This is a genomic window from Rheinheimera sp. B2H12, from assembly GCF_059620065.1.
The window spans coordinates 5,118,782-5,130,246 of sequence record NZ_CM184363.1; the positions used below are offsets into that span (position 1 = coordinate 5,118,782).

The window sequence follows — 11,465 nt, forward strand, 5'->3', positions numbered from 1 at the left end:
TTCGAACTAGCATACCAGTTGATGTGTAAAAAGCAGGTGAAAAAATAGCGCGATTGCCACTTTGTCCCTCAGGGAGCCAGGCAGCCGCGCCATCAGCTGATGCAGCTTATCAGGCGGCTGGTTTTACCATCTTGATTTTGCTGACCACATCGTCTTTAAAGCTCAGCTTGATCGCTTGTGGTACTTGCGGATACTGTTTTAACACGTCTGTCAGCATCGGATAAGTTTGCTGTAAGGTAGAGAAATCATAGCTCCACACTTCCAGACCATCTTCTGTCAGTGTTTGAGTGGCTTGACCCAGTTTCTCAGTGACATAAGCTTTGTTGGTTTTGCCAGCAGTTAAGCCTAAAGCAGAGTTCACTGCAGCATCATAAGCAGCATCTTTGGCACTATTGGCGCTTTCTTTCACAGAATCAGTCACACTGCCTTTTACCGAATCAGCAGCGGCTTTTAACCAGTCAGCTTGTACAGAAGTAGTGGCCAGAACCAGTGCAGCAACTGCAGCAATTTTAAATTTCATGATGTTTCCTTTCCATTGATCATCAGTACACAACTGGCAGAGAGCATCCCTGCCAGCGCGGCGCGCATGATAATACATTAGCGATTACAAAAAAACCGCCTTGCGGTAAATAGGGACAATTACTCACCCTGCGCGCCCGTCACCAGGCGGTCGGAAACGATAGACACAACGACGACCGTCAGCCAGCAGATGTTCAGTCCGTTCGACTTGTGCCAGAGCGGCGACACAGGCCTGAAATAACTGCAGCTCAGAACGACAGAACTGCTGACACTGACTGGCGGCGGCACAAATTGGACAGTGATGTTCGGCCAGGTACCAGCAATTGTCGCGTTTAAACACTTCCGCCAGATAACCTTCCTGCTGGCGAATTTCCGCTAATTTGCTGACTTTGCTGGCTAAATCAACACAATCTGCCAGCAATTGCTGATAATGCTGCCACTGCTGCTGTTCCCGCTGCCTGATCAACTGCTCCAGCCCCGCATCGCCAAACAATTGCCGGACGCCTTCGATCAGTTGCAGACTGACATCGGCATGCCGATCCGGGAATTGCTGATGACCAGTTGCGGTCAACTGCCAGTATTGCTGCGGACGACCGGCTTTGCCAGGCGACTCTGCCGCAACTGCCCTGACCAGCCCTTGCTCCGCCAGTGTCAGCAAGTGTTTGCGCACGCCCATCGCGGTTAGTTGCAACAAATCAGCCAGTTGCTGACTGCGCTGTGGACCCCGGGTTTTCAGCAGATAGACAATACGTTCGCTGCTGGCCATCAGACAGCCTCCTGTGCAGCATTGGCAACAGCGGGTTGTCGTTGTTGTACCAGCAATAAGCCAGTCGCCAGCCAGACGAACAAGGCACCTATCAGCAAAGTCCAACCAGCGCCCCACAAGGCAATCCAACTGCCGAGCAAGGCGGTGATGACATTGCCCGCGCACATCAGCAAGGTGAGCATGCCCATCAGCCGGCCCTGACCCAGGCTGTCGAACCGCTCGGCGCAATAGACATTAAACCAGGTGCCCATCATCGCAATCGGCACCCCGGCACCAACCAACACCAGCCAGGCAGGTACACCGCTCAGTTGCGGTAACAGCGCAATCAGGCCACCCAATAACAGCGTAGCCATGACAGCTCCGCGCAGCGCTGGATAATGCTGGCCCCAACGCGACATAGGCCCAACGCTAATAGTCACCATCACCAAACATAAAGCCGCAGTAATCAAACCAATATCACGACCACTGAATTGCTCCGCCTGCACCAACCAGAGCGGATAAAATTCATAAAAGGCATTTAAACCAATGGTATAACACAGCTGGATCAACACCACCCAGCGCAGTTGCGGTAAGCTGAGCAACTGTAGAGAATTATGCTGACCGATACTTTGCCATAAGCCTGCGGCTGAGGTGCGCCGTTGTTGCCGTGGCAACAGAAAATACACCAGCGCCAGACAAGGCAACATGGTTACAGCCGCAATCCAAAAGGGCACATCAGCCCCGGCTTGCATGCTAAAACCGCCGACTAAAGGGCCAATCAGCCAACCACCATATAATGCAGCATTGATCCAGGCAATAGCTTTGGTACGCTCCACTTGCGGATGTAAATCCGCGGCAATAGCGCGGGCGATACTAATAGAACCTTCACAGATGCCGGTCAGCAACCGGGCCAGCACAAACCATAGATATTGCTCAGCTGCAATCGCCAGCGCCGATAAACAATACCCCAGCACCGCCAGCACTAAAGCACCGAGCAATACCGGGCGGCGGCCATAACTGTCAGATAAGGCGCCAAGTACAGCACTGCCGAGCAAAATCCCCAGTGGATTGGCGGCCAGCGCCATGCCAAGTAACAAGGTAGGATCCAGCCCCAGCCAATGATTAAAAGGCGTCAGTTCAGACGCGGCAAATAACGGCGCCAGGATCGGATAAGGCAATGCCACTCCGGCCACGGACAATAAACCAATCAGGCAGACGGTCAGTAACACCAGTTGGGGGTGGGCATAACGCGGCGGTGTTGTGGCAGCTGCAGTGCTGGCCAATTCAACAGGTTCTGCACTCATAACGTGCTCCATGAAGAAATAACCGGCGCAGTATAAGCGCAACGCCATATAAATAAACAACTTTGTTTATTTATTATATTTATTCCTGCTATTCACTGAAACATGCATACCGCTATTTTTTTAAACTATTGTTTTTTATAAGAATAACTATAAAACAACAAATTTAGCCGTCTAAACATCTACAACTAATGAATGCTTAGACATTAAAAACAAGCATATTAGAATAAAAACAAAATATTCAATTCAAAAAAAGAATATTAAATTGCTAAATTTCACTTTGGTTTATTAGCGCTACTAGTTATGATGCACGCCGATGTCTGGATGGCTAAACGTTTAGCCAGCAGAACATAAAACTGTTGCTCACCGGATCACCGGAAGCCTGTCGTTGTTTATAAGGATTCCGCATCATGTTCACTCTCGTTAATGTCATCATCCTGCAGCCCAAAATGACCAGAGGCCAGGGCCGAATGTGTCCGCAACCTCCTTTCTGCTGTTGTTGTTGCTAACCAGCAGTCACTTGCGTGCTGTGCGCTGAACAGCGCTGCTGAACCCAGCCAGCTGTAGTAGCCAACCGCCTATACCGAATTTTTGGGTCTGCCAGCAGACCTGGACTGACCGTCAGTACGGTCAGGCCTTTGTATTTATTTGAGGTTTATCATGACATTTAAAGTATCTCCACTGCTGCTGGCCATCAGCAGCGCCTTTGTATTGCCTGCAGTGCAAGCGACTGAGGCCAACACGGCACCAGAGCGGATCGCCGTGACAGGTTCACATATCAAACGGGTACAGCAGGAAAATGCCACCCCTGTGCTATTTTTATCCGGTGATGAAATTCGCCAGAGCGGTAAAGTCACCCTGACGGATGTATTGCGGGATCTGACCATCAACTCCGGCAACAGCTTTGACGAACAATATACCGGCAGTTTCTCCGCCGGTTCTGCGTCGATTGGCTTACGTGGTCTCAGCCCGAAAAATACCCTGGTGCTGGTGAATGGCCAGCGGGTGTCCAGTTACGGTTTTGCCCTGAATACGCAGGATACCTTTGTTGATCTGAACGCGCTGCCGCTAAGTTCAGTCGAGCGGGTTGAAGTACTGAAAGACGGTGCCTCTGCGGTGTATGGCTCTGATGCCATTGCTGGCGTGGTCAATATTATTTTAAAACGTGAATATCAGGAAACCACCCTGAATGTTGGCGCTGGTAATGCCACTCAGGGCGGACTGGCACAATATTCGGCAGGTCTGGTGACAGGCACCGGCGATTTAGCCACTGATGGTTATAACCTCAGTGCCAGCCTGGATCTGTTTAGCCGGGACCACCTGACCGCAGATGAACGTGATTTACTGCAAAGTGGTGATTTCCGCCATTTACCAGGTGGCAAACTGTCTGGCTGGAGTTCCGCCGGTGGTGCGACGCTGGCTGACAGCAAAAATCCGCAACCGGTCAGCAACTGCCCGCAAGGCACCCAGTTACGGCCGCGCAGTGACTTCACGCCGGGTCAGGCTGGCCAGGCTTGTGCTTTTAATACTCAGCCATTTAACAGCCTGCAGCCTGACGTCACCCGCCGGCAAGCGTCAGTCACTGGCACAGTGCAGTTGAATGAGCAATGGCAAAGTGTCACTGAGTTACTGTACAGCTACAACGATTCTGCCATGTTTTTTGGCGCGCCGCTGACGCTGAGCAGTGGTCTGCGTGCCTATCAGCAGCAAAGCGGTAATCTGGTTGATATCAGCACCAGCTTACCTGTTGGGCATCCGGATAATCCGACCGCCACACCCTTGCCGTTTGAATACACGCTGTTTGATGTTGGCCCAAGGTTAAAATCGAACAATCAGATTTTCAACCGGTTGCTGACCACGCTGAAATATCAGGGTGATGACTGGGATCTGAGCCTGAATGCGCTGAAATCTTCAAGCCAGCAACGCGAATATGTAGATAACTTCGTCAATCGTTTTGAGTATGAAAAAGCACTGGCCAATGGTAGCTATCGCTTTGATGGCCGGCAGAACTCGGCGGATGTGCTTTCGAAACTGAGGTTGCAAACCCGGCGGCCAGGCCGTTATGACTTAACATCACTGAATCTGACTGCCAGTGCAGTGCTGGCCGAATTGCCTTATGGTCCGCTTGGTTTTGCCGCCGGTGCCGATCTGCGCCGGGAGAAAATGGCCGCCGGCACCTCACCCGAGGTGTTATCCGGCACTGAATTAAGACCAGCCATTAATCTGGTGGATGGCGAGCGCAAGCTGCTGGCTGGTTTTGCCGAATTCAGCCTGCCTTTGTACCAGGATTTGACCGCCAGCGTGGCTGGCCGGGCTGACCATTATGATGACTTTGGCAGTGCCTTTTCGCCAAAACTGGGCCTGCATTATGTGCTGAATGAAGACTGGCTGTTGCGTACGTCCTGGTCACGTGGCTTTCGCGCGCCAGCGCTGCCGGAAATTGCCAACAGCAATACAGTCAGTTACGGCAGCGCCATTGACCCGAAAGATCCGCAGGAACCTGGCTCACGCCGCGGTTATACCAGTCTGCGCACCGGTAACCCTGAGCTGCAACCTGAACGGTCGAACAATCTCAATGCGGGTCTGATTTGGTCGGTGACGCGCCAAACCAGCATTGGGGTGGACTGGTTCCGGATTGAACAGCAACAGATTATTGGTCCGGATAACGCGCAATATCTGCTGACCCATGAAAGCCAGTTTGCCGACCGTATCCGCCGTGACAGTCAGGGTCGGTTGCAGGTGATTAGCAACCAGTACAAAAATCAGGGCAGCCGTACCACCTCTGGTTTTGATCTGGATATCAGTCACCAGTTTGAGCTCAGTAATGGCCAGCAACTGAAGCTGAAATCGGTCTGGTCCAAACTGTTGTCGTATCAGCAGGCGCTGGTGGCGGGTCAACCGCTGCTGGAAGGGGCCGGTAATAACCAGTTCGGCGCTTTACCAGCCTGGCGCAGTAATAACAGCATCAACTGGCAACAAGGTGACTGGCAAGCCACTCTCAGTGCGGATTTTACCAGTGGTTATGATCAGGCGATTGCCACCCGGAGCACCAATCCGGGCCTGCGCAGTAAAGTGGCAAGTTACACCCAGTTCAACAGTCAGCTGAACTACCTGGGTTTTGATCGCACTGTACTGACCTTGTCGTTGCAGAATCTGCTGGATCGGGATCCACCGCTGGATGTGTCAACGGGTGGCGATTATTTCGACAGCAGTCTGTATAACCTGCGTGGCCGGCTGGTGAATCTGTCGGTGAGTTACCAGTTCTGATGCCGTTGCTTGACCTCTCCCCGGTGCAAACCGGGGAGAGTGCTTGCTGACGGGTTTGTCGGGGTCATGAGTACGCTAGTCCTGCTGTTTTGCCTTCAGGCAGGCTACCGCCAGCGTGAAGCCAACAAAAAATAACATAAAGCCCAAGGCTAAGGCACTGTAACTCATCACCGGATGAGAAAAGTTGCTGCCAAAAATCAGCCAGGCACCCACGGACATCACGGCCGGAGAAATACTGCGTTGCTCAGACCAGGCCAGCAATCTGCGCTGCACCGCCGGTACATAAGTCACCAGGACGGGGATCAGCATCAAGCCTAAGCAAAAAACATCAAATTTCGCAGTCATATTTACGGATCAGTCCTTGTAAAAAAATAATGCCCCGCCAGAGACTGTTAACATAGCAAAATTACCGCCAGCGTCAAATTCCCCCTCCACCCGTGAAATCTGTTGCAGTTGCAGATAATCAATGATGATCATCCCGTTTTTAATGACGAAAGTAACTTTGCTTGCACTCTGAAGCCAGCAGCACCTTTGATCATTTTAATGCAATGGCTTGTCATCCTGCTGTTGTGGTCAGGCATGACACTCAATAGGCTAGGGTCCAACTAGGTACAGGCACCACATTCACTGAAAGGACACGCATATGCGCCATCAAATCGCCAACTTCATCGTCTGTGTTTTGTTTCTCTGTGCAACGGCAAGGGGCCAGGCAACCGCAACGAAGCCAAGTTACGCTGAGCTGGAGCAGGCTTATTATCAAAGGCAATATAGTGTGCTGGCCAGTCAACTGAACATGTTTGATCCTGCAGATGTCAACATAGAGCTACTTACAGTTGCCCTTGCTGTGGCCACAGATCAAAAGGATAAAGAACCACAACTTGAGGCCTTGACCGCGCGTCATCCTGACAACGCGCGCGTGCGTTTTATGGCTGGCAAATTGTGGTATCAAATCAAGCAGCAGTCGAGCCTGTTTAACAAACTTGGACTGGTGGAGAAATCGAATGAAAATTATCTTATAGCCGCCAAGTTAGCACCGGACAATCCGCAATACTTAGTTGAAGCAGCCAAAGCCCTGGCAATTCAAAGTGGTTTTTTTGATACTGAAAAGCAAGCCTCAAAAGCCGTGGTCGAGAAACTGGCTCAACTTGATCAACGCAGCTACTACCTGGCGTTGATGGATTACTGGCAAAATACCCAAAACGCCGCAGCGGCAAAAAACACCATCGCCACGATCAAGGCTGATTTTCACCAAGATATGGTGCTGTTAAATCGGGCAGCAAACTTATTATGGACTTTTGCCGAGAAATCACAGGCACAACAATTGTTTGTGGCCAGTTGCAAATTAACAGCGCCAACGGCAGCACAGTTACCACTATGGCAGGATGCTTGTCTGTCCGCGGCGGATCTGGCCTTACAAAATTATGGCGACAAACAACAAGCGCTGGCAGCGCTGAATGTATTACTCAGCACAGATAAAGTCACAGATGAGCAATATGTCGGTTATTTAATGCTGCACGGCGAACTCAACCTTGCCCTGGCCGATCAGGCAACAGCATTACAGAGTTATCAGCAAGCGTTAACGTTAACAACCAAAGATTCAACCCGCAAAGATATCCGCCGGCAACTGAGTAAATTAACGAAGTGAATTTCTACCATCAAGCAACTGCGTCGTTCAGATCTCATTGCTGCCTAAGTGGCGGGTCATATCAGCCAACTCAAGCAGCATTGGAATATCTACCATGCCGTCGCGGTTTCTGACGCCCTCAGTGCGTTTGAAACCAAAGCGCAGATAGATGTGTTCAGCGTGCAACGCTGAATTGACGGTAAAACGCCCCTGATTGCCGTTGTGCAGCGCTATCCTTTGCAAAGCCAGCCACAGCTGACGGGCAAGCCCCTGTCCCTGGTAGCTGTCAGCCACAAACAGGTGATATAAATGCGAGTAATCCCGCATGCCAGCGACGGCAACTATGACATCATTCTGATCCACAGCGACCAGGTAAATATAGTTGGCCGACAAATAGCTCTCAATTTTTTGCTCCGACATCGAATCGAGCAAAATGCTCCGAACAGCGGGCTGCCAGGTGGGAGTAATATATTTGACAACTAAAGGTACAATAAGCGCGCTGATGGCCTTGGCATCAGCAATCTCTGCGGTTCTGATGTTGATACTCATGGGGATAGCGTTCGATCCTAATGTCTGCTCACTTCTGCTGAAGCGGAACCAATACAGACCATTTGAGCAAAAGTCGATGATTTAAATTCAATGAACCATGGCGCAATTGAGCTCGCCCAGCTCAACTGGGGCAGTCCGACAAGTGGCATGGTCAGATGTTTCGGCAGAGAATATTGGACTGCAACGCGTTGAACGTCAAAGTCCAACCTCAATGACGACAGCCGTTTCAGCGCAGAAACGGCCGTGCCGGCTGCTTAAGCCATTTTATAAGGCATAGCGCCTAAATAATCTTTTTTACCCACGTCAACGCCATTGTGGCGCAAAATGGCATAAGCGGTGGTGACGTGGAAATACAAATTTGGCACTGCGTGTTGCAGGGCAAATTCTTCGCCAGTCAGATATTTGCCTTCCCAACGCGGTTGCGTGATCTGACGACCGGCAGCGTCCGCCAGCATTTCAGGCGTGAAGGTCGCTAAGTAGGCCAGCGTATCAGCAATCCGTTGTTGCAACTCTGGCAGGCTGGTTTCCTGATCCTGGTGCTTTGGCGCGCTGTCAGCGACACCCGCCAGACGGGCAACACCCAGCTTGGCGGTATCGCAGGCAATTTGGACCTGACGGATCAGGTTAAACTGATCCGGCGCTAACCGGGCATTTAACAGCACTGACACATCATATTTTTTCGCCAGCGCGGCTTGCTCGGCTTTGGCCAGAATGGCGGCTAAGTTTTGTAACATTTTGCTGAACTGGACAACGGTTAAATCATAAAACATGGCGAACTCCGGCAGTGGGTGGTAATAAGCATGGGCACTGTGGCACTGTGCTGACGAACCTCTGAGATGGGGGGCTGGCGGCAAATATCAATCCGCCAACGACAAATTCACCCCAGTAATTGCAAACGACGGCGCAATTGCACTAACTCTTCACGGAGCTGCGTAATCTCGGTACTGAGCAAACCACACTGGTTGCCGAGTTGCTGCTGTAACTGACTGGCAAGCAGCTGCATTGCCTGACCAGCGGGAGTCAGGCAAATCTGCAGCGTTCGTTCGTTCTCAGGCAAACGCCGACGTGTCAGTAATCCCTGCGCTTCCAGCCGTTTAATCACCGGTGTTAAGGCCCCAGAATCAATCTGCAACTGCTCACCAATGTCTTTTAACGCCAGCGCATCTTTTTCCCACAGAATCAACATCACCAGATACTGCGGATAGGTCAGATCCAGTTGTTCTAATAAAGGTTTATAAGCTTTGGTCATTGCCAGCGAAGTGGAATACAAGGCAAAACACAGTTGTTTGTCCAACCGCAAAGCTTGTTGTTGGGCAGCCGTCAGACTAACTGGGGCTTTAGAAGAAGCAGGCTGGCTCATCAGATGGATCCGAAAACGGCGAAGTGTCGCAAGATTAATTTGTGCGAAGCGGAAGATCAATCTTTTCCGCCCACTGACGTTGTTCGGCCAGCAACAACGTCAGTGCGCAAGTCACAGCCGGGCAACGCCAGTTGTGATAAGCCGGGGCTTACAAATATTTCTGCAGGAACTGTATATAAGCCTGCTGGGCGCTGATCCGATTGGCTTTTTTAACAAAACCATGACCCTCATCCGGAAATAACAGATATTCAACCGGCACGCCCTGTTTTTTGATGGCGGCCACCATATCATCGCTTTCAGCCTGTAGTACGCGCGGATCATTGGCGCCTTGCACCACCAACACTGGTTTTTTCACTTTATCGGCATGAAATAACGGCGAAATGCGTTTCAGTCTGTCGGCATCTTTGGCTGGATCGCCCAGTTCTGCATATAAAGACTCACGATAAGACTCCCACCAGGGCGGAATACTTTGGAGCGTACGCAACCAGTTGGTGACGCCAAAAATATTAATCCCGACCTTAAATTCATCGGTAAAAGCCATCGCAGCCATGGTCAGATAACCGCCATAACTACCACCTATCACACCAATGCGATCGGTCGCAACCCAGTTCAGCGACTGCAGATACTTTTTGCCATACACAATATCCTGCAAGTCATCTTCGCCATGTTTCAAATCATCCTGATGGAAAAAGGTTTTACCATAGCCGCTGGAACCGCGGTTATTCACCGCCAACACGGCATAACCCTGATTGACCAAATGCTGGATCACCGGACTATAGCCAGTGCGCGACTGACCGCCAGGACCACCATGGATCCAAATTAAGGCTGGCACCCGCTGCTGGGCGCTGGCCTGCCGCGGCTGGTACAACAAAGCGGGGATCTGCAGGCCGTCGAAACTGGCATACCGGATCACCTGACTGGCGACCAGTTGCTGCTCATCAATGGCACTGCTCAGCGCCTGCGTCAGCCGGCTGGCCTTGGCCTCACCAATTTTCCAGACATATAAATTGGACGGACTGTTATCGGCATTCAGGTAAAAACTCAGATACTTGCTGTCAGCAGAAAACTGCACACTGCGTAAATCCCCCGCTGGCATCGGCGGTAATGGCAATTGCTGACCGGTATGCTGGTCAATAATCTGGATTTTGGTGGCAGCATCCGCATTAATGCCCACCACTTTATATTGATTATCTTTGGAAAACTCGACAAAACTGATATCCCAGTCTGCCTGCTGGTATAGCTTGTGGCTTTTGCTTGCCAGATCATAAGCAAATGCCTGACTGAATTCGGAGTTCTGATCAGAGCCGTAAATCAGTTGCTGACTATCGCGGCTAAAGCCATGGATTTGAAAACTGACATTGCCTTGATGCGGTGTCAGATGGATTGGCGATTGCTCTGGTTGTTGTAAATCAACCAGATATAAATCGTTATCCGCATTGTTGCGGTTTTTTTTCAGCGCCAGGTAGCGGCCATTGGCACTGATCGCAGCCAGCTCAAATCCGCCCGGATTGGTAAAGCTCAGACTGCGTTGATAGGTGTTGCTGTCATAGCGATACAGGTCAAAAAATTTGGCATCACGTTCATTGCTGGTCAACCACAAAGCACCATCCTGACTCCAGCCGATAAAGCCTGCTTTTAGTTGGTCGCCCGGTGTCAAATCCACCACTTTGCCGTCGGTTTCCAGCACAAAGATATGATGTAACTCATTGCCGCCCTGATCTGAGGTATAGAGGATCCGGTCATCCTGTGGAAACCAATCGAGTGGCAACAGCGCATTGCTGTCAGATTGGGTCAGTTGTTGCCAGTTTTTACCATCCAGACTGCTACGGTACAGGTTAAAAACACCAGTCTCATCGGAGGCAACCAGCAGCGCAGTGCCGTTATGATTGATTGCATTGCCGTTATAACTGCGGGTGGCATAAAACTGTTCTGGCGTATAACTGCTCGGCTGGGTTTCGACTGCTAGCGGCTCATCTTTGACATTGACCGCTGAAGGCGGCTGACCACAAGCGACCAAGGTGCTGAGCAACAATGCCAAACTGCGGCTTAACCAGCCACCACGCCACATCAAGCCATTGCATGTTTCTGCATTCATTCCAT

General features: G+C 50.9%; 10 protein-coding genes. 2 read left to right on the top strand and 8 right to left on the bottom strand.

The window, feature by feature from the left end:
- Nucleotides 1-109: 109 nt before the first annotated feature.
- From AC53GJ_RS21370 to AC53GJ_RS21380, 3 genes are all read right to left on the bottom strand, one after another.
- Nucleotides 110-520 (bottom strand): hypothetical protein, encoded by a 411-nt coding sequence (locus AC53GJ_RS21370; protein ID WP_496730432.1) that lies wholly within the window; start codon nt 518-520, stop codon nt 110-112.
- A 123-nt stretch (nt 521-643) separates the two neighbouring features.
- Nucleotides 644-1,285, bottom strand: a complete 642-nt coding sequence (locus AC53GJ_RS21375; protein ID WP_496730433.1) for a helix-turn-helix transcriptional regulator — start codon at nt 1,283-1,285, stop codon at nt 644-646.
- On the bottom strand, nt 1,285-2,568 hold the full coding sequence (locus AC53GJ_RS21380; protein ID WP_496730434.1) for an MFS transporter: 1,284 nt from the start codon (nt 2,566-2,568) through the stop codon (nt 1,285-1,287). The genes AC53GJ_RS21375 and AC53GJ_RS21380 overlap by 1 nt, the downstream gene beginning before the upstream one ends.
- 657 nt (nt 2,569-3,225) lie before the next feature.
- Between AC53GJ_RS21380 and AC53GJ_RS21385 the strand changes: the two genes are divergently transcribed.
- Nucleotides 3,226-5,832: a TonB-dependent receptor plug domain-containing protein gene (locus AC53GJ_RS21385; protein WP_496730435.1), complete on the top strand. Its 2,607-nt coding sequence runs from the start codon at nt 3,226-3,228 to the stop codon at nt 5,830-5,832.
- 75 nt (nt 5,833-5,907) lie between these two features.
- Here the strand turns inward: AC53GJ_RS21385 and AC53GJ_RS21390 are convergent, their stop codons facing one another.
- Nucleotides 5,908-6,177, bottom strand: coding sequence for a hypothetical protein (locus AC53GJ_RS21390; protein WP_496730436.1), 270 nt, complete (start codon nt 6,175-6,177; stop codon nt 5,908-5,910).
- Between the two features lie 298 nt (nt 6,178-6,475).
- On the opposite strand from AC53GJ_RS21390, the gene AC53GJ_RS21395 reads away from it, so the two are divergent.
- Nucleotides 6,476-7,477 (top strand): hypothetical protein, encoded by a 1,002-nt coding sequence (locus AC53GJ_RS21395; protein WP_496730438.1) that lies wholly within the window; start codon nt 6,476-6,478, stop codon nt 7,475-7,477.
- Between the two features lie 27 nt (nt 7,478-7,504).
- Here AC53GJ_RS21395 and AC53GJ_RS21400 read toward each other — a convergent pair whose 3' ends face one another.
- The 4 genes from AC53GJ_RS21400 to AC53GJ_RS21415 form a co-directional block, all read right to left on the bottom strand.
- Nucleotides 7,505-8,005 carry a GNAT family N-acetyltransferase gene (locus tag AC53GJ_RS21400; protein WP_496730440.1) on the bottom strand — a complete coding sequence of 167 codons (501 nt, stop codon included), beginning with the start codon at nt 8,003-8,005 and terminating at the stop codon, nt 7,505-7,507.
- A gap of 254 nt (nt 8,006-8,259) precedes the next feature.
- Nucleotides 8,260-8,775 carry a DUF1993 domain-containing protein gene (locus AC53GJ_RS21405; RefSeq protein WP_496730441.1) on the bottom strand — a complete coding sequence of 172 codons (516 nt, stop codon included), beginning with the start codon at nt 8,773-8,775 and terminating at the stop codon, nt 8,260-8,262.
- Nucleotides 8,776-8,882: 107 nt separating this feature from the next.
- Entirely contained in the window at nt 8,883-9,365 is a 483-nt protein-coding gene (locus AC53GJ_RS21410) for a MarR family winged helix-turn-helix transcriptional regulator (protein WP_496730442.1), read from the bottom strand.
- A 148-nt stretch (nt 9,366-9,513) separates the two neighbouring features.
- Nucleotides 9,514-11,460, bottom strand: a complete 1,947-nt coding sequence (locus AC53GJ_RS21415; RefSeq protein ID WP_496730443.1) for a S9 family peptidase — start codon at nt 11,458-11,460, stop codon at nt 9,514-9,516.
- Nucleotides 11,461-11,465: the final 5 nt, after the last annotated feature.

What these genes read in the sequence shown, in the direction of transcription:
- AC53GJ_RS21375 (WP_496730433.1), bottom strand. Translation starts at nt 1,285, where the DNA reads ATGGCCAGCAGCGAACGTATTGTCTATCTGCTGAAAACCCGGGGTCCA.
- AC53GJ_RS21370 (WP_496730432.1), bottom strand. Translation starts at nt 520, where the DNA reads ATGAAATTTAAAATTGCTGCAGTTGCTGCACTGGTTCTGGCCACTACT.
- AC53GJ_RS21405 (WP_496730441.1), bottom strand. Translation starts at nt 8,775, where the DNA reads ATGTTTTATGATTTAACCGTTGTCCAGTTCAGCAAAATGTTACAAAAC.
- AC53GJ_RS21415 (WP_496730443.1), bottom strand. Translation starts at nt 11,460, where the DNA reads ATGAATGCAGAAACATGCAATGGCTTGATGTGGCGTGGTGGCTGGTTA.
- AC53GJ_RS21410 (WP_496730442.1), bottom strand. Translation starts at nt 9,365, where the DNA reads ATGAGCCAGCCTGCTTCTTCTAAAGCCCCAGTTAGTCTGACGGCTGCC.
- AC53GJ_RS21395 (WP_496730438.1), top strand. Translation starts at nt 6,476, where the DNA reads ATGCGCCATCAAATCGCCAACTTCATCGTCTGTGTTTTGTTTCTCTGT.
- AC53GJ_RS21390 (WP_496730436.1), bottom strand. Translation starts at nt 6,177, where the DNA reads ATGACTGCGAAATTTGATGTTTTTTGCTTAGGCTTGATGCTGATCCCC.
- AC53GJ_RS21400 (WP_496730440.1), bottom strand. Translation starts at nt 8,005, where the DNA reads ATGAGTATCAACATCAGAACCGCAGAGATTGCTGATGCCAAGGCCATC.
- AC53GJ_RS21380 (WP_496730434.1), bottom strand. Translation starts at nt 2,568, where the DNA reads ATGAGTGCAGAACCTGTTGAATTGGCCAGCACTGCAGCTGCCACAACA.
- AC53GJ_RS21385 (WP_496730435.1), top strand. Translation starts at nt 3,226, where the DNA reads ATGACATTTAAAGTATCTCCACTGCTGCTGGCCATCAGCAGCGCCTTT.